Annotated in this window: 14 protein-coding genes and 1 other annotated feature; all 14 genes read right to left on the bottom strand. The window is 46.0% G+C overall.

All coding sequences use genetic code 11. The features are described 5' to 3' along the window. Positions 1–177: 177 nt before the first annotated feature. The 14 genes from yihA to ilvD all read right to left on the bottom strand — a co-directional run bounded on the left by yihA (position 178) and on the right by ilvD (position 19,467). The gene (yihA, locus tag V5G21_RS01965) at positions 178–771 is read right to left on the bottom strand and encodes a ribosome biogenesis GTP-binding protein YihA/YsxC (protein ID WP_011247476.1); all 594 of its coding nucleotides are present in this window, start codon (positions 769–771) and stop codon (positions 178–180) included. Then, complete coding sequence (gene lon, locus V5G21_RS01970) at positions 768–3,095, bottom strand: endopeptidase La (protein WP_011247477.1); 2,328 nt, start codon at positions 3,093–3,095, stop codon at positions 768–770. Before lon ends, yihA begins: the two co-directional genes overlap by 4 nt. A gap of 209 nt (positions 3,096–3,304) precedes the next feature. Beyond that, entirely contained in the window at positions 3,305–4,972 is a 1,668-nt protein-coding gene (gene lonB, locus V5G21_RS01975) for an ATP-dependent protease LonB (RefSeq protein ID WP_035201821.1), read from the bottom strand. A 157-nt stretch (positions 4,973–5,129) separates the two neighbouring features. After that, positions 5,130–6,401, bottom strand: a complete 1,272-nt coding sequence (gene clpX, locus V5G21_RS01980) for an ATP-dependent protease ATP-binding subunit ClpX (RefSeq protein ID WP_011247479.1) — start codon at positions 6,399–6,401, stop codon at positions 5,130–5,132. A 344-nt stretch (positions 6,402–6,745) separates the two neighbouring features. Then, entirely contained in the window at positions 6,746–8,050 is a 1,305-nt protein-coding gene (tig, locus tag V5G21_RS01985; protein ID WP_035201823.1) for a trigger factor, read from the bottom strand. A 111-nt stretch (positions 8,051–8,161) separates the two neighbouring features. Then, on the bottom strand, positions 8,162–9,220 hold the full coding sequence (locus V5G21_RS01990; protein WP_035201826.1) for a hypothetical protein: 1,059 nt from the start codon (positions 9,218–9,220) through the stop codon (positions 8,162–8,164). A gap of 276 nt (positions 9,221–9,496) precedes the next feature. Further along, complete coding sequence (gene leuD / locus V5G21_RS01995; protein ID WP_035201827.1) at positions 9,497–10,090, bottom strand: 3-isopropylmalate dehydratase small subunit; 594 nt, start codon at positions 10,088–10,090, stop codon at positions 9,497–9,499. Continuing rightward, entirely contained in the window at positions 10,090–11,502 is a 1,413-nt protein-coding gene (gene leuC, locus V5G21_RS02000) for a 3-isopropylmalate dehydratase large subunit (RefSeq protein WP_011247483.1), read from the bottom strand. Before leuC ends, leuD begins: the two co-directional genes overlap by 1 nt. 16 nt (positions 11,503–11,518) lie before the next feature. Continuing rightward, entirely contained in the window at positions 11,519–12,613 is a 1,095-nt protein-coding gene (gene leuB / locus V5G21_RS02005; RefSeq protein ID WP_011247484.1) for a 3-isopropylmalate dehydrogenase, read from the bottom strand. A gap of 10 nt (positions 12,614–12,623) precedes the next feature. Continuing rightward, entirely contained in the window at positions 12,624–14,168 is a 1,545-nt protein-coding gene (locus V5G21_RS02010) for a 2-isopropylmalate synthase (RefSeq protein WP_035201831.1), read from the bottom strand. Continuing rightward, positions 14,155–15,180 carry a ketol-acid reductoisomerase gene (gene ilvC, locus V5G21_RS02015; protein ID WP_011247486.1) on the bottom strand — a complete coding sequence of 342 codons (1,026 nt, stop codon included), beginning with the start codon at positions 15,178–15,180 and terminating at the stop codon, positions 14,155–14,157. The genes V5G21_RS02010 and ilvC overlap by 14 nt, the downstream gene beginning before the upstream one ends. 41 nt (positions 15,181–15,221) lie before the next feature. Beyond that, positions 15,222–15,740, bottom strand: a complete 519-nt coding sequence (gene ilvN, locus V5G21_RS02020) for an acetolactate synthase small subunit (protein ID WP_035201833.1) — start codon at positions 15,738–15,740, stop codon at positions 15,222–15,224. Continuing rightward, entirely contained in the window at positions 15,737–17,467 is a 1,731-nt protein-coding gene (ilvB, locus tag V5G21_RS02025) for a biosynthetic-type acetolactate synthase large subunit (protein ID WP_011247488.1), read from the bottom strand. Before ilvB ends, ilvN begins: the two co-directional genes overlap by 4 nt. 88 nt (positions 17,468–17,555) lie before the next feature. After that, positions 17,556–17,798, bottom strand: a binding site (T-box leader). 4 nt (positions 17,799–17,802) lie between these two features. Continuing rightward, positions 17,803–19,467: a dihydroxy-acid dehydratase gene (ilvD, locus tag V5G21_RS02030; RefSeq protein ID WP_011247489.1), complete on the bottom strand. Its 1,665-nt coding sequence runs from the start codon at positions 19,465–19,467 to the stop codon at positions 17,803–17,805. Positions 19,468–19,594: the final 127 nt, after the last annotated feature.

Here is a 19,594-nt window from a genome sequence, read left to right on the forward strand (position 1 = left end):
TCTAGTTTCTCTACTTTACTTTGCCCAAAATCGATTATAACATGTCTTAATTATAACATGTCTAAATAAGGACTCAAAAACATTTTGTGAACAAACAAAGAAAACGCTCTTATTTTGAATGAATGTAATCTAGGCTTGATCACTTGCAAAAAAAGCAGTGGAAGTTTACTCCACCGCTCATTCGGTTACTTTTAAATGGTTCAAAATCGTTCGCCAAGCCTCATCTTTGCCGAGCCCTGTTGCAGAAGAAAAGAATAGCAACGGGTCACTTGCCTCTTTGTCCAACGTTTTGGCAATGGCCGTTAACTGCTTCTGCCATTTTCCTTTCGGGATTTTATCAGCCTTTGTCGCGACCAAAATGACAGGGATGCCGTAATGCTTCATCCAGTTGTACATAAGTTGGTCGTCTTCGGATGGGCGATGCCGAATATCAACGAGTTGCAACACGGCTTTTAGCTCTTCTCGCTCGGACAAATACGTTTCAATCATTTTGCCCCAAGCAGCTCGTTCCGTTTTTGAGACTTTGGCATATCCATAGCCTGGAACATCCACAAAGTAAAGGCGTTCGTTAATTTCATAGAAATTGAGCGTTTGTGTTTTGCCTGGTTGGCCTGACGTACGGGCAAGCCCTTTCCGATTTAGCATTTTGTTGATGAAAGAAGACTTGCCGACGTTAGAACGGCCGGCAAGGGCAAGTTCAGGAAGCTGGTTCTTTGGGTATTGCTCTGCTTTTACAGCGACATGCGCTAATTCTGCCTTTGTTACTTTCATTGGGTTTCCTCTTTCAACGCAACTTTCAATACTTCATCCAAATGGGAGACAGAAACAATCTTTAATTCCTTTCTGACGCTTTCTGGAATATCATCGACATCCCGTTCATTGTCTTTCGGAATAATGATCGTCCTAATGCCAGCCCGATGAGCACTCATTGCTTTTTCTTTTAAGCCGCCAATCGGCAACACCCGGCCACGTAATGTAATTTCGCCAGTCATGCCGACTTCGCGGTCAACTTTCCTTCCAGTCAGTGCAGATATAAGTGCTGTCGCCATTGTAATCCCCGCTGACGGGCCATCTTTCGGAGTCGCCCCTTCAGGTACGTGGATGTGTATGTCTGTCTTTTCATTAAACCCAGGATCAATCTCAAGCTCTTTTGACCGGGAACGGATATAGCTGAAAGCTGCTTGGGCCGATTCCTTCATGACATCGCCAAGCTTGCCCGTTAGCGTCAGCTTGCCTTTTCCAGGAACTGCTGAAACCTCAATTGCCAGCGTTGTCCCTCCAGCGGATGTATAAGCAAGGCCAGTCGCCGCGCCAACTTGGTCTTCCACTTCCGCCATCCCATAGCGAAAACGCGGTTTTCCTAGCATCGTTTCCACCATTTTTTCGGTAAGGACGACACGCTTTCTTTCATTCATCACAATCATTTTCGCGGCTTTGCGGCATAGTGTTGCTAGCTGCCGTTCAAGACCACGGACACCTGCTTCTCGAGTATAGTAGCGGATTACTTTTTTAAGAGCTTCAGGTTTTGCTTGTAATGTGCTCTTTTTTAACCCGTGCTCGCTCACTTGTTTCGGCAGCAAGTAGCTTTGGGCAATCTCTAACTTTTCCAGCTCGGTATAGCCTGGGATTGAGATGATCTCCATTCGGTCAAGCAGAGGTCCAGGGATTGTGGCAATATTATTTGCCGTTGTCACAAACATTACCTTCGAAAGGTCATAAGCTTCTTCAAGGTAATGGTCGCTAAATGTACTGTTTTGTTCAGGGTCTAACACTTCAAGCAAAGCAGATGCTGGATCGCCCCTAAAATCTTGGGCCATCTTATCGATTTCATCGAGGAGAAATACTGGATTGATCGTCCCTGCTCGTTTCATTCCTTGGATGAGACGGCCTGGCATTGCGCCGACGTATGTGCGGCGGTGGCCGCGGATTTCTGCTTCGTCACGTACGCCACCTAGTGACATACGTACAAACTCCCGGTTTAATGAGCGGGCAATGGAACGGGCCAGTGACGTTTTGCCGACTCCAGGTGGTCCAGCTAAGCACAGAATCGGGCCTTTCATGCTTTTTGTCAGTTGGCGCACGGCCAAATACTCAAGAACGCGCTCTTTCACTTTATCAAGTCCGTAATGGTCTTCATTCAAAATCGCTTCAGCGCGACCGACGTCAAGCTCATCTTCTGTTTCGTTTTTCCATGGAAGTTGGATGAGCCAATCCAAATACGTTCTTAAAATCGAGCTTTCCCCCGCATTGGCTGGCATTTTTTCATAGCGACCTAGTTCTTTGATCGCTTTTTCATACACATGTTCAGGCATGCCAGCTGCATCAATTTTTTCACGGAGCTCCGCAATCTCGCCCGTTCGCCCTTCACGGTCGCCTAATTCCTTCTGAATTGCCTTCATTTGCTCACGCAAGTAATATTCTTTTTGCGTTTTCTCCATTGCCTTTTTGACGCGCTGGCCAATTTTCCGTTCAAGCCCCAGCACTTCTTGTTCATTGCCTAATCGTTCAATCAGTTTATGGAGCCTTTTGTTGACATCAATCAACTCAAGCAATTCTTGCTTTTGCGTTAGTTTCAACGTTAAGTTCGCAGCAACGGTGTCCGAAAACAATTCAGGGTCTGTCGTTTCTCTAAGGGAATTAACCGTTTCTTGTGAAGCTCGTTTCGATTGTTTGGCAAATTGTTCATACATCGATAAAAGCGTGCGCATCAATGCTTCTGATTCAATATCGCCTTCCCGTTTTACTTCAAATAAGGAAACATCGACAACTAAGACATCGCCATAATCTTTAAAAGAAGTGATTTCCCCTCGTTGGATCCCTTCCACTTGTATTCTGACAGTGCCGTTTGACAATTTTGACGCTTGGTTGATTTTCGCAAACGTTCCTATTTTATACAAATCCTCTTGTTGAGGATCATCTAACGTCGTTTCTTTTTGGGTGGCCAAAAATAAGTGATGGCCATTGCTTTTCGCTTCCTCTAACGCTTTGACAGATTTTTCGCGTCCAACGTCTAAGTGCATGATCGTGCCTGGAAAAATAAGCACACCACGCAAAGGAAGGAGCGGAACACGTCGTTCCGAACGAATTTCACCCATCCGTCATACACCTCCGCACAGTCTTCTCTAGAAGCCTTAATCCTTTTTGTTTTACCAGTGTATCCGAATGCAAGAAAAGATAATACTGTTTTCTTGCTTTCAAGCACACAACGCTTAGAGCGCCACTCAAATGATTGACGCTCTGTCATTTACATCATTTCTACTCATTCAACTTATTTTAGCTTACTTACGCGCCCTTTGTCTAATACTTAGATTGGAGAGGGATCGTATCCCACCGCAGACGCTGGGATCGCCTCTGTTTCAATTTTTTCCTCTACGAGTGCAAGCTCAAGGACTTCATCAAACGTTTTCACGGGATGAATGGTAATCCCTTCTATTGTTTTCAAGAGCGCTTGTTCATTTTCTTTCGGAATAATAATCCGTTTGGCTCCGGCTTGCTTTGCCGCTTTCACTTTTGCAATAACGCCGCCAATCGGTCGCACTTTCCCATGAACACTTAATTCCCCTGTCATCGCAACTTCGTTTGAAACGGCCTTTTGTTTAATACCCGAGTAAATACCAGTGGCAATGGCAATCCCGGCAGACGGGCCATCAACAGGCGTACCCCCTGGGAAATTGACATGAATATCGTAGTCACCAGTCGGCAGCCCTTTCCGCTTCAGAACGGTAATGACATTTTCAACGGATGACCGGGCCATGCTTTTTCGTTTAATTGAACGCATTTGCGAACCGGACTGTTCTTCTTCCGCAATTCCTGTGATCGTCAGCGTACCATTCCCTGCCCGCTCTTGTACAAGCACTTCAATTTCCAGAAGGGCGCCGCTATTTGGCCCTGTTACTGCCAAGCCATTGACGAGGCCAACGGCAGGCTGTTCGTGGATGCGCCGTTCGGGCCGTGGCGACATTTGGCTCGAATGGAGAACCCATTCAATATCATGCTTTTCAATGGAAGTGCGTTTATCGGCTCGGGCGGCTCCTACCGCAATTTGGACGACATTGACCGTTTCCCGGCCATTGGTAGCATAGTCAGCAACCTTTTTGGCCGCTTCACTTGTTAACGCCATGCCCGCTTTATCAGCAGCTCTTTTTGCAATTTCCACAATCTCATCAGGATCAAGAGCCCGGAAAAACACTTCTAGACAGCGAGAACGAATGGCTGGTGGCATTTCTTCTGGCTGGCGTGTCGTCGCAGCGACTAGGCGAAAATCAGCAGGGAGCCCCCTTTTGAAAATATCGTGTATGTGAGAAGGGATTTGCTCGTTTTCCGAGCTGTAATAAGCACTCTCTAAAAACACTTTTCGATCCTCAAGCACCTTTAACAGCTTATTCTGCTGGATTGTATGAAGTTCGCCGATTTCATCAATAAACAAAATACCGCCATGTGCTTTTGTAACAGCCCCTGGCTTTGGTTGGGGAATGCCCGCTTGCCCCATTGAGCCCGCCCCTTGGTAAATCGGGTCGTGTACAGACCCAATAAGAGGATCAGCAATGCCCCTTTCATCGAAACGGGACGTGGCGCCATCCAATTCAACAAAAGCAGCAGTTGAGCGAAACGGCGAGTCTGCTTGGCGTTTCGCCTCATCAAGAACTAAGCGTGCTGCTGCTGTTTTCCCGACTCCTGGAGGACCATATATGATCACATGCTGAGGGTTCGGCCCGCACAGCGCCATGCGAAGTGTTTTTAACCCATCTTCCTGACCAACAACTTCCGACAAATGCTTCGGTCTCACTTTTTCAGCGAGGGGTTCTGTCAAACGAATGTCACGAAGCCGTTTCATTTTCTCTAATTCCACTTTTGATTCTTTATCAAGATATGTTTTTTGGCTACGCTGGCTTTTTAACAAATTCCAAAAGTAAACACCAATGATAATTCCAAAAAACAGTTGCACAAACAAGGCAATGGTTGCAAAGCCCATAATTTCCTTCCTCCCTAATAGATGAATGATGCTGTTAGTATTTCCTAGAGCGTTTTCGTTAACCGAAAAACAACACGCTCATTTTTTCCAATTTCAATTGCACCTTTAGAGGAAGGAAGCGTAAAAACCCTCCGGCAGTTTGCCGGAGGGGGGCTAGCTATGCGCTTTCTTTCGGTTTATCCAACGTTAATTCTGTGCCGTCTGCTGATTTTAAAATCGGCGGTGCGTCATCTGTTACACATGCACCATGGATGATGCATTTGACTGCATCTTCTCGTGACGGCAAATCAAACATAACGTCGAGCATGATGCCTTCAATAATGGAGCGAAGCCCGCGAGCGCCTGTCTTACGTTCAATTGCTTTATTGGCAATTTCTCGCAACGCATCTTCGGTAAATTCAAGCTCTACATCATCAAGCTCTAGAAGTTTTTGATACTGCTTAACAAGCGCATTTTTTGGCTTTGTCAAAATTTCAACGAGCGCATCTGTGTCAAGCGGCGACAAACTTGAAATGATTGGCAAACGACCAATAAACTCTGGGATTAAGCCAAAGCGCAGCAAATCTTCTGGAAGCACTTTTGATAAATATTCACCTGGCTTCAGATCATCTTGCTTGGCATCGTCGGTACCAAAACCAATTACTTTCTTTCCAAGGCGCCGTTTAATGATTTGTTCGATCCCATCAAACGCCCCTCCACAAATAAAGAGGACATTGGTTGTATCAATTTGGATAAATTCTTGATGGGGATGCTTGCGGCCGCCTTGAGGAGGGACGCTTGCCGTTGTTCCCTCTAGAATTTTAAGCAATGCTTGTTGTACCCCTTCACCAGAAACATCGCGTGTGATCGATGGGTTTTCTGACTTGCGTGCAACTTTGTCAATTTCGTCGATGTAAATAATGCCTTTTTCAGCCTTTTCCACATCATAATCGGCCGCTTGGATCAGCTTCAGCAAAATGTTTTCTACGTCTTCCCCGACATAGCCGGCTTCGGTAAGCGAGGTGGCGTCCGCAATCGCGAACGGAACATTCAAAATCCGCGCTAGCGTTTGTGCGAGCAACGTTTTCCCGCTTCCTGTTGGCCCGATTAAGGTGATGTTGCTTTTTGAAAGCTCTACATCTTCAGACCTAGACATGGAATTAATTCGTTTGTAATGGTTATAGACTGCTACAGAAAGGGACTTTTTTGCTTCTCTTTGCCCAATGACATAGTCATCCAAAATAGAGCAAATTTCATTAGGCTTTGGGATTTCTTCAATTTCTACTTCTTCATCCGTGCCTAATTCCTCTTCTACAATCTCTGTGCATAGTTCAATGCACTCATCACATATATACACACCAGGGCCAGCTACGAGCTTTCGAACTTGATCCTGAGTTTTTCCACAAAACGAACATTTTAATTGGCCTTTTTCTTCGTTAAATTTAAACATGCCCTCACCCCTTACAGGATATTATTTTCTGTTGCTTGAGGAGCTCAAACAAAGAAAATCATTAACGTCAAATCATTGTAGCATATTCGCCGTTAACACTCTAGAAAAATGCTTTTTATGTACGTATTTTGCGATTTGCCTTAATTGTGGACTTCAAAAAGGAATGGATGCTCGCTTTGCCACATTATAATACTATTCAAGCAAACGATGCAAAAACCCTTTAAAATTTGCCTAGTTCCAGCATGTTCAATATCGGAACAGAACATACTAAAAATATGGAGAAAGGCATGGAACAATTCCATGCCAAGTTCACATACAAAGGCAGTGTAAGGCTCGTGCCGCCCTTATGATTCTGTTGTTACTTCTTTGCTGTTTTCGACAAGCACGTCAATCGCTTTGCGCAGTTTCAGATCGCCTTTTACATTGTCTGTGCCGCCTTGGGCAGCGAGCAATGCTTTGATTTCTTCCACTGAACGCTGGTACATATCAGCCATTTTTTGGAATTCTTCTTCAATCTCTTCTTCGCTTACTTCGACATTTTCCGCTTCTGCAATTGCTTCGAGTGTCAAGTTTACACGAACGCGCTTTTCAGCATCCTCTTTAAATTGGTTGCGCATGTCTTCTTCCGTTTGCCCAGAGAACTGGAAGTACATATCCAAGTTCATTCCTTGCGCTTGTAGACGCTGACCAAATTCTTGCAACATACGGTCTGTTTCCGTTTCGATCATCGCTTCAGGCACATTGATGTCTGCTTGTTCTGCCGCTTTTTCAAGCAGTGAATCACGGACGGCATTTTCAGAAGCTGTTTTCTTTTGCTCTTCCAATGTAGAACGCAATTCGTTCTTCAGTTCGTCCAATGTTTCTACTTTCTCATTCACATCTTTTGCAAACTCGTCATCGAGTTCAGGCAACTCTTTGCGCTTAATGTCATGCACTTTCACTTTGAATGTCGCAGGCTTTCCGGCAAGTTCTTCTGCGTGGTATTCTTCTGGGAATGTGACTTCGACATCTTTTTCTTCCCCTGATTTCAAGCCGACAAGCTGTTCTTCAAATCCAGGGATAAAGGAATTTGAACCGATTTCCAATGAATAATTTTCAGCCGTGCCGCCTTCAAATGCTTCTCCATCTACATAGCCAGCGAAATCAATAACAGCTGTATCGCCATTTGCGATTTCACCCTCTTCAAGAACAACGAGCTCTGCATGTTGTTCTTGTAGCTTTTTAAGCTCCGCTTCTACATCCTCATCGGTTACATCTGCGCTCGGCACTTCTACTTCAAGGCCTTTGTAATCACCAAGCTTGACTTCAGGCTTTACTGTAACGGTAGCTTTAACGATAAGCGGTTCATTTTTGCCAATGCTTTCTACATCGATTTCAGGACGATCTACAGGATAGATGCCTGTTTCTTCGACAGCATTTGCATAAGCTTCTGGCAACAAAATGTCAATCGCGTCTTGGTAAAGCGATTCAACGCCAAACTGTTTTTCAAATAGGCCACGAGGCACTTTTCCTTTACGAAAACCAGGGACATTCACTTTCTTTACCACTTTTTTAAACGCTTTATCTAAAGCATCATTGACTTTATCTGCTTCGACTTCAATTGTTAAGACGCCTGTGTTCTCTTCTGTTTTTTCCCATTTTGCAGACATGTTCTTATTCCCTCCAGCACTAAAATAGCAAAATCATTTCTCACGTTTTTGACAACCATTCCATTATAACATAAAGGCGCCATCTTTCAATCAGTTGCTTACTAAAATCTCTTATGTATGGAACCATTGGTTTTGATCTTGTGACTCAAGGAGAATATCCTTTTCCAACGCTTCGATTTCATTTGAAGCACATAGCACGTCAAACCGTTTGCAGCCATAACAATCAACCATGTCCTCTTCATCTGTTTCTAAGCCAAGCTGTTCAGCAGCAACTAAATGGAAAGCACATGCCCATGCTTTTGGATTCGGCGGATCTGGTAAGAAAGGATACGTGATCAATAAGTATGTATGGTGTAGTTGTCTTGCCATTTGCAAGAGCACCGGGTCTTCCTGTTCAAGTTGTTCTTCCAAAGCTTGACGAATCGCTTTGTCTATGTCCCGTTCTCCTGGTATCGGCAATTCGGCTGGTTGCACTTCCATGCTCCGCTCTTCCTTCTTAATGACGATCGGTAGCCGATCATTCCAATCATGCAAGAGCACAAGGGCATACGTGCGCATAAGTGCCTTGGCGTTTTCATCGGCAGCTAACTCGCGCACGTCTTTCAGTAACGCCTTCACATTGAGCTGCTTCACCGTTTGCAATGCTTTCCATTTTGCTGGCTCATTCGTTGCATGCAGGCCAGCACGCAACTCCAGCTCTGTTTCTTTTTTATGTTCTTCATCCAAGAGAGAGGCGTCATATGCTTGTGAGCTCGACATTTGCCTACTGAAATGGAGAAGTTCATAAAAAGTTTCCGCATGTTCAGATGGCAGCCGGTTTTCGCTGAGAACCGTTTCCAACAAGTGGACGACTTCCTCATAACGCGATAACTGTACAAGCAAAGACACATGGACTTGCAATGTTTCGTAGTAATCGCCAATGCCTTCGTTTAATAGCGCTTTTGTTTTTTCTACCGCTTCCTCTTGACGGTTTAGCTCAATCAAACTTAGTACTACGCCAAAACGTGCTTGGGCGCTCGTCGGCTCATACGTTTCCGCTTGTGAGAAAAGCTGGAGCGCTTTTTGGCCATTTTTTTGTTTTAATTCATCCATGCCTTCCTCTACAAGCCGTTTCACGACTCCTGGAAAAAGGATAATGTTTTGTGGTTCATGGTGATGTTCATTCGTCAATGCAATCGCCCGCTTTCTGCCCGATTCCTTTAATGTATCACGGCTCCTCTATCTTATACAAATCCCCATGTACTCCTATTCGCTATTCCTTCCCTATTCCCTTTTAAATCAAACTTAATCAAAGAAAGCCCCCAAAAGGGGACTTTCACAGACTCTAGCCAAACACTACATTCCTACTTAGGAAAGCCCTAGGGAATGGGACTCTGTATATCGAACATAGCTCCAACCCTCGCGCTTCTCTCTCCACGCCTCGTCTAGCAAGCGTTTTGGTTGCTTTTATTTATTGACTGCTGACTGGCGGTGCTCGTATTTAGCAATTGCTTCTTCATATTGAAGGGTAAGGCTAATTTCATCCCAGCCGTTGTAGAGCATTTGCTTCCAATACGAATCCATTTCAAACTTCGTTTCTAGCCCATTTTGCTTAATGAGCTGTTCGCCTAAATCGACCGTAATCTCTTCTTGGCTTTCTTTCGCCCGTTCCATCCACAATTCCGTTTCTTCAGGCGAAAGGCGGATCGGCAACAAACCATTTTTTACGCAATTATTATAGAAGATATCGGCAAAACTTGGGGCTATAATGACGCGGAAACCATAATCATACAAAGCCCATGGCGCATGTTCCCGGGAAGAGCCGCAGCCAAAATTATGACCGGTAATTAAAATGCTTGCCCCTTTTGCTTCTGGCTGATTCAGCTCAAATGCCGGGTTATCTGCACCATCTGCTTGAAAACGCCAATCGTAAAACAAATATTGGCCGAAGCCCGTGCGCTCTACCCGCTTTAAAAATTGTTTCGGGATAATTTGGTCTGTATCAATATTAACGCGGTCTAAAACAACTGCTTTGCCTTTATGAACTTGAATCGGTTCCATTAACACTCACCTGCTTTTACCATTTTGCGGACGTCTACAAACCGACCAGCGATCGCGGCTGCTGCTGCCATTGCCGGGCTAACCAAATGGGTGCGCGCTCCCTTTCCTTGCCTACCTTCAAAGTTTCGGTTGGAAGTCGAGGCACAACGTTCCCCTTCAGGAACAACGTCTGGGTTCATGCTCAAACACATGCTGCAACCTGAATCACGCCATTCAAATCCCGCTTCTTTAAATACTTGATCCAACCCTTCTTCCTCAGCACGTTTTTTGACACGTTGGGAGCCAGGGACAATAAGGGCACGGACGCCAGGCGCTACTTTCCGCCCGTTAATAACGGCTGCCGCTGCCCTTAAATCGCTCAAGCGTGAATTGGTACATGACCCAATAAACACATGCTGGATTTCAATCTCGCTCAAAGGCGTGCCTGGTTTGATGTCCATATAATCAAGCGCTTGGCTAATGGCGCGCCGTTCTACTTCCGATTTCGCATCGTCAAGCCGTGGTACAGCTTTTGAAATCCCTGCCCCTTGGCCAGGGTTGGTTCCCCATGTCACCATTGGTTCAATTTCCGCTGCATCAATCGTCACTGATCGATCATAGGTGGCTCCTGGATCGGTTGCCAATTGGGCCCACTTCTCGACAATCTCGTCGTACGCCTCGCCTTTCGGAACGTTTGCTCTACCTTGCAAATAATCGAACGTTACTTGGTCAGGGGAAATCAAACCTGCTTTCGCCCCTGCCTCAATCGACATATTGCAAATCGTCATCCGTTCTTCCATTGTCATACCGCGAATAGCTTCTCCAGTAAATTCAATGATGCTGCCTGTGCCAATATCGACGCCAAACTTGGCAATGATGGCCAAAATCACATCTTTAGCAGATATGCCTTCGTTCAGGCGCCCAGAAATATGGACCTCGAGCGTTTTCGGCTTTGATTGCCAAATCGTTTGTGTGGCCAACACATGCTCAACCTCGCTTGTGCCAATCCCAAATGCAATAGCGCCAAATGCACCATGGGTCGATGTATGGCTGTCGCCACAGACGATTACATGCCCTGGCTGAGTCAAGCCCAGTTCAGGTCCAATGACATGGACAATTCCGTTTTCCGGGTGGTCTAAATCAACCATCTCGATTCCAAACTGCTTGCAGTTAGCAGCAAGTGTCTCCATTTGCGTGCGCGCGATTTGATCACGAATGTCATAACGATTCACTGTCGGGACATTGTGGTCCATCGTGGCAAACGTTTTATCTGGCCGCCTCACTGTTCTTCCTGCAAGTCGCAACCCTTCAAATGCTTGTGGGGATGTGACTTCATGCACCATATGCAAATCAACATAAAGCAAATTAGGTTTTCCTGATTCATCCACAACCGTATGCGATTCCCATATTTTCTCGATAATTGTTTTCGCCATAACGCTCCCTCTTTTTTTAGCGGCTTGAGGCACTTTTAAGAGCAAGCGCCTCCATAACCGCATTTGTTATTGCCGTTGTCGAAACAGCGTTTTCGCTTGCTTTTGCGATGTCTTTTGTCCGTACTCCTTGAGCGAGCACACGGTCGACTGCGACTTCGATTGCTTTTGCCTCGTCCGCTAACCCAAAACTATATTGCAGCATCATCGCTGCTGACAAAATCGTCGCTAGCGGATTGGCCGCGCCCGTCCCTGCTATGTCAGGAGCAGAGCCGTGCACAGGCTCAAACAAGCCGACTTTTGACGTATTCATGCTCGCCGAGGGCAATAAGCCCAAGGATCCGGTAATCATCGAAGCTTCATCACTCAAAATATCGCCAAACAAATTTTCCGTTACGATGACGTCAAACTGCCTTGGATCACGAATAAGCTGCATCGCCGCATTATCGACAAGCATGTGCGAAAGCGTGACGTCTGGATACTCGCGGGCTACTTCATCAGCAATTTCCCGCCATAACCTGCTCGATTCCAAGACATTGGCCTTGTCAACAGAGACTACCCGTTTCTTCCGCGTTCTTGCAAATTGAAACGCTTGGTGCACAATCCGCTCGATTTCACCCCTTGTATAAAGGAGTGTATCCACTGCCCCGTCTTCTCCATTGATTTGTCGCCGTTCACGCGGCTCGCCAAAATAAAGTCCGCCTGTTAACTCCCGTACAATCAACAAATCAACGTCGGCCAACACTTCCTCTTTTAAGGTGGATGCACCCATTAACGGTTTCAGTACACGGACAGGGCGAAGGTTGGCGTAAAGGCCCAGTGCCTTGCGGATTTGCAGCAAACCTTTTTCTGGCCGTTTTTCAGGGGCATTGCCGTCCCACTTTGGTCCGCCGACTGCGCCAAGCAAAATTGCGTCGCTACCTTTGGCAAGATCCAGCGTCTCCTCAGGAAGGGGGCTGCCAGTTGCGTCAATGGCATCACCGCCAATTCGCCCTTCAACAAACTGAAATGTATGGTGATACAGCCGGGCAATTTCTTCTAACACCCGTTTGGTTTCGGCAATAATTTCCGGGCCAATGCCGTCCCCAGGTAAAAGCAATATTTGTTTTTCCATTGTCTCCTCCTTAGCTTTCCACCTTCGCCATTTCCCGTTTTGCATAATGCTTCCGGGCTATTACGCGGTTCACAGCGTGCAAATACGCTTTGGCTGATGCCTCTAACACATCATGTGCCACGCCCCGTCCGCTTTGTTCGAAATCGTCTGCTTTAATGCGCACATGAACTTCCGCTAACGCATCTTCTCCACCATTTACCGACTGGATTCGGTAATCAGCTAAGCTGTAATTGCCACCAGTCATTTTTGCCAATGTATTGTAGATTGCTTCGACGCTTCCAGAACCAGTCCCTGCTTCTTCGATTTCGCTGTCATCTTGTTTCTTAAGGCGAATCGTGGCAGTTGGTACGTGGTTCATTCCATACGTGACTTGCAGCGCAGTTAGTTCATAAGCTGTGCTATCTTGATCATCGGTTGCATCGGCAATCAATGCATACAAATCATCTTCGGTCACTTCTTTTTTCTTATCGCAAAGTTGTTTAAACGCGCTGAAAATCGTTTGTAGCTTTTCGTCAGAGCCAGAAAAACCTAATTCATTCAACTTTGTTTTAAATGCATGACGGCCAGAATGTTTTCCTAAAGGCAATGTAGACGTAGCGCCGACCAGTTCAGGCGTAATGATTTCATAGGTTTCTTTGTTTTTGAGCATTCCGTCTTGGTGGATGCCTGACTCATGAGCAAACGCGTTCGCTCCTACAACCGCTTTATTTCCAGGAACATTCATCGACGTTAGCCTGCTCACAAGGGCGCTTGTGCGCTTTAGTTCTGATAGTTTTAGCCCTGTTTTCGCCTGGTAATAATCAGACCGAATTTGCAAAGCAACAGCGATTTCTTCTAGCGCCGCGTTTCCAGCACGTTCGCCAATGCCATTGATTGTACACTCTACTTGGCCCGCCCCCGCAGAAATAGCGGCAAGTGAATTGGCTACACCCATGCCAAGATCGTCATGGTTATGAGTGGATAAAATGGCACGGTCGATGTTTTTGACATTTTCGGTTACAAATTCAAACAATTTCGATATTTCTTCTGGGGTTCTATACCCAACTGTATCAGGAAGATTAATGACAGAAGCGCCTGCATCAATCGCCGCTTCAATAATTCGTTTTAAGAACGGCCATTCTGAACGGTTTGCATCCTCTGCCGAAAACTGGACGTGGGGAAATTTTTCCGCTGCGTAACGAACGCTTTCTACCGCACGCTCCACTACTTGATCTGGAGTCAGTTTAAGTTTATGTTCCATATGAATCGGCGATGTCGCCAGAAAAACGTGGACTCTTGGTTCAGCGCTTGATTTTAACGCCTCCCAAGCAGAGTCAATATCGCTTTTCTTGGCCCGAGCAAGACCGGTAATGGATGAACCTTTTACTGTTTCAGCAATTTCCTTGACTGCTTGAAAATCGCCAGGTGAGGAGGCTGGAAAACCAGCCTCAATAATGTCCACACCTAGACGTTCCAATTGCCGGGCAATTTCTAACTTCTCTTTTACAGTCAAAGCGATGCCAGGCATTTGTTCTCCATCGCGCAGCGACGTATCAAACACGTTAATTTTTCGCATTCGCGACCACTCCCTTGGATTTGGATGCTTTCACAAATGGCATCATTTCCCGTAATTCGCGGCCAACTACTTCAAGAGGGTGATTTTTCTCCGCTTCGTTAATGGCGTTATACTCAGGACGGTTCAGTTTGTTTTCCAAAATCCAGCCTTTCGCAAACTTGCCTTTTTGGATGTCGCTTAAAATCTCTTTCATTGCTGCTTTTGTTTCGTCTGTCACGATGCGTGGTCCAGCTTGGAAATCGCCCCACTGCGCTGTATCAGAAATCGAATAACGCATGTACTCAAGGCCGCCTTCGTACATAAGGTCAACGATCAGCTTTAATTCATGCAAACATTCAAAGTAAGCAATTTCCGGCTGATAACCTGCTTCAACAAGCGTCTCAAACCCTGCTTTGACCAATGCGGAAGTTCCGCCACATAGTACCGCTTGCTCACCAAACAAGTCTGTTTCTGTTTCTTCTTTAAACGTCGTTTCAAGCACTCCTGCACGGGCAGCGCCAATTTGTTTTGCATAAGCAAGTGCAATGTCCTTCGCTTGCCCTGTCGCATCTTGGTAGACAGCAATTAGTGCTGGAACGCCAGCGCCTTCTGTATACGTACGGCGGACAAGGTGGCCAGGCCCTTTTGGGGCAGCTAGAAAGACGTCAACATGTTCAGGCGGTACGATTTGGTTAAAGTGAATATTAAAGCCGTGTGCGAATACAAGCGCTTTGCCAGCCGTCAATTCAGGTTCAATCGATTCTTTGTAGATTGCCGGCTGATGTTCGTCTGGTGAAAGAATCATAATAATGTCTGCTTTTGCAGAAGCCTCGCGGACAGAGTAGACAGAAAACCCATCTTCCGTTGCTTTATCCCATGACTTTCCTGGACGCAATCCAATAATGACGTCCACTCCTGATTCGCGCAAATTTTGTGCGTGTGCATGGCCTTGGGAGCCATAACCAACGATGGCAACCGTTTTTCCTTCTAATACTTGTTCATTTACATCTCCGTTATAATATACTTTTGCCATGATTCAATCTCCCCTTCAATTATTGTTTTTATATGGACTCGCTAATTAATCAGCGTTAGTCTTGACGTATCGGTGCTAGCTTTAGAGCTGCGATTAACAGCAGTCACGCCAGTGCGGGCCAGTTCTTGGATCCCATATGGTTTGACTAATTCAATAAATGCTTCAATTTTTTCGTTATTCCCAGTAATTTGCAATGTCATCGACTCTTTGCCGATATCGACTGCTTGCGCCCTGAATGTTTCAGCAAGGGAGGCGATTTCGCCCCGTTGTTGGGGCGTGGCTCCTACGCGGACAAGGGCAAGTTCACGCTCGACAATCGCTTCATCGGTAATGTCTTTAATCTTTAACACATCGACTTGTTTATGAAGTTGCTTTATCATTTGCTCGACGTTTTCCATCGAGTCGACAAAAACCACAAATGTCATTCGCGAAATCGTTGGATTTTCGGTTACACCGACAGTGATGCTGTCAATGTTGTACTGCCTTCTTGCAAACAAGCCTGTCATGCGGTTTAGCACGCCTGATTTGTTGTTAACGAGTACGGTAATCGTCCGTTTCATGATGGCTCTACTCCTTCCATACAGTGGTGACCTGTGCCTGGGCAAACCATCGGGTAGACGTTTTCTTCTTTGGCGACACACACTTCCAACAATACCGGACCTGGATGCGCCAATGTTTCAGCAATCGCTTCGTCCAGCATCGACAGTTTGTCGACCTTTACCGCTTTAATGTTATAAGCTTCAGCGAGCTTAGCAAAGTTAGGCTGGATTGGGAAAAGCGAATGGGAATAGCGCTCGCCATGAAAACGTTGTTGCCATTGCCGTACCATTCCAAGGGAAGCATTGTTGACAATCACAATTTTGACTGGCAAATCCAGTTCTTGCAAAATCGACATTTCTTGAAGCGTCATCTGAAAGCCTGCGTCACCAGTAATCGCCAATACCGGCAATTCCGGTTCAGCAATTTGCGCCCCAATTGCCGCTGGAAACCCGAATCCCATAGTGCCAAGACCACCTGATGTAATCCAGCGATTTGGTTTGTTAAACTTAAAATGTTGCGCCGTCCACATTTGATGCTGGCCGACGTCCGTCGTAACAATCGCCTCACCCTTTGTATGTTCATACAGTTTTTGGATCAGCTCCTGTGGCTTAATAACTTCCCCGTCGCGATGAAACCACAGCGGATAATCTCGTTTCCAATCGCTAACTTGTTTGCGCCACTCGTCGTGCTCATCTATAGCCCCGCTTCCTTTCACTAGCATCGCTAAAGCCTCTTTTGCATCCCCTACTACCGGAATTTCGACATGAACGTTTTTGCCAATTTCAGCAGGATCAATGTCGATATGGGCAATACATGCCTCCGGAGCAAAATGTTCAAGGGCACCAGTTAATCTGTCATCAAAACGAGAGCCAATGTTGATCAAAAAGTCTGATTTGTGGAGCGCCATGTTTGCAGCATATGTTCCATGCATGCCGGCCATCCCGAGATGCAATTCCTCTTCGCCAGGAAAAGCGCCTAGTCCAAGCAATGTTTGAGCGACAGGGATTTGAAATTTACGAGCAAATGCAGTTAATTCCTCACTTGCTTGTGCATGGAGGACACCAGCGCCGACAAGCAGGACTGGCCGCTTCGCTTCTTTAAACTTATCCAGAAGCTTGCGAATTTGCTGCTTATTCGGTTTAACGGTTGGTTGGTAGCCAGGCAAATGGACAGGTTCCTCATAATCAAAGATTCCCAGTTTTTCCGAAATATCTTTCGGCAAATCAATCAATACGGGTCCCGGCCGCCCGCTTACCGCAATATGAAACGCTTCTTTGACTGTTTGCGCTAGTTCTTCTATGGAACGGATTTGAAAATTATGCTTCGTGATCGGCATTGTAATGCCAAGCATATCGGCTTCCTGGAAAGCATCGGTACCAATCACTTTTGTAGCCACTTGGCCGGTGATGACGACCATTGGCAGCGAATCCATCATCGCATCCGCAATGCCTGTAACGACATTTGTTGCTCCTGGTCCCGAAGTGACGATGCAGACGCCTGGCTTTTGGGTAATGCGCGCATACCCTTCAGCCGCGTGGATTGCGCCTTGTTCATGGCGGGCTAGAATATGGTTCATTCCTAATTTATAAATCTCATCGTATGTTGGTAAAATCGCTCCGCCTGGATAGCCAAAAATGACTTCGACTCCTTCGCTGGCAAGTGCTTTTAATAAAATCTCAGAACCTGTGCAAACAGCCTGCTTGTTTTCAGCGGCTTGTGGCGTTGCCGCTTCATTGGAATGGATCATGTCTCTCGCGCCTCCCTTAGTTTTGATTTTCTATTTATTTATTTTCCGCCAACAAAAAAGACTTTCTGCGCGCCCATGCTGGGATCCAGCAAGGGGCGAGAAAGTCTTCACGCGGTACCACCCTTTTTCGCTAACAATGGTTAGCCTCTAGCAAGCCGAAATCCGGCTTGCAGTTTTTATAACGAATGCGTTCACAGCATCCGGCGCTCTTACTACAATGTTCAGAGACGCACTCAGAGGTGAGTTTCATTTAAGCTTTAACACCGTTTTCCAGCAACCAACGGCTCTCTGTAGATAAAGCAAAAATTACTTTCCTCTTCATTGTGTTATCGTTATTAGATTTTCATAACGCCGCCTGTATTGGCTGAAGTAACAAGTTTTGAGTAACGGGCCAAATAGCCTTTTTTGACTTTTGGTTCCGGCTCTGTCCATCCTTCACGGCGTTTTGCTAACTCTTCTTCGCTTATTTCCCACTCAATTGTGCGTTCGATTAAATCGATTTTGATCATGTCGCCATTTTCCACGAAGGCGATTGGCCCGCCTTCTGCTGCTTCCGGCGATATATGCCCGATTGAAATTCCTCGTGAAGCGCCGGAAAAACGGCCGTCCGTAATGAGTGCAACTTTGGTGCCAAGCCCTCTGCCTTGAATGGCTGAAGTCGGTGCCAGCATTTCTGGCATTCCAGGACCGCCTTTAGGGCCTTCATAACGGATAACAACAACTTGCCCTTCTTTCACAGCGCCGTTATTAATTTGCTCTTGCGCTTCTTCTTGGGAATTAAACACGATCGCTTCCCCAGTAAATGTTTTAATCGAAGGGTCCACTGCACCTACTTTGATGACAGCGCCGTCCGGGGCCAAATTTCCATAAAGGATTGATAGACCGCCGACTGGACTATACGCAGTCTCTTTCGTGCGAATGACATCGGTATTTGTTATTTGAGCATGAGCGACATTTTCATAGAGTGATTTTCCTGTAATGGTGATCCGGTCGCCTTTGACCGCTCCCATTTCAATCAGCTCTTTCATGATCGCAGCTACACCGCCCGCCTTATGGACGTCGTCCATCGAGTAATCAGAGGCAGGGCTAATTTTGCAAAGGTAAGGCACTCGCTCAGCCACTTCGTTGATACGTGTCAAATCGTAGTCGATTTCGGCTTCATTGGCAATGGCCAATGTATGGAGCACTGTATTGGTAGATCCCCCCATTGCCATATCAAGGGCAAAGGCATCGTCAATTGTTTCTTCGGTAACGATGTCGCGTGGGCGAATATCTTTTTCAATCAAATTGATTAAATGCTTCGCTGCATCTTTAATCAAGTTATGACGTTCCGTAGATGTAGCGACAAGCGTTCCGTTTCCTGGAAGAGCCAGACCGAGCATTTCCATAAGCGAATTCATTGAATTGGCTGTAAACATTCCAGAACAAGATCCGCAAGTTGGGCAAGCTAACTGTTCAATTTCAAGCAGCTCTTCCCTTGTCATTTTTCCTGACGAAAATGCGCCTACTCCTTCAAATACGGATACAAGTGAAAGGCTTTTTCCCTCTTTAGTACGGCCTGCTTCCATCGGACCACCAGAGACAAAGACCGCAGGCACGTTTGTGCGTACAGCCGCCATCAGCATTCCTGGCGTAATTTTGTCGCAATTCGGTATATAGAAGACGCCGTCAAACCAGTGGGCATTGATGACTGTTTCGGCAGCATCACAAATAATTTCCCTGCTTGGCAGCGAATAGCGCATGCCGATGTGCCCCATCGCAATCCCATCATCTACGCCGATTGTATTAAATTCGAAAGGAATGCCTCCGGCTTCAATAATGGCTTCTTTCGCCACTTCTGCAAATTTATTCAAATGCATATGCCCTGGGATGATGTCAATATAGGAGTTGCAGACGCCGATAAACGGCTTATCCATATCCTCTTCTTTTACGCCGGCAGCCCGCAAAAGGCTTCGGTGAGGCGCTCGATCGATCCCTTTTTTAATCATGTTGCTTCTCATCGAATCGCTCCCCAGTTCACTCAGTCTCTCTACTTTAATAAATTCCCGTTTTCTCTCGTTTCCCAAAAGGAGTTCCTTTCGAGAAAGACATCTGTTTTTATTAAACTATTATTGCAATTTACTATAC

This window comes from Shouchella rhizosphaerae, assembly GCF_036700015.1.
GTDB classification, from domain to species: Bacteria; Bacillota; Bacilli; order Bacillales; family Bacillaceae_D; genus Shouchella; species Shouchella rhizosphaerae.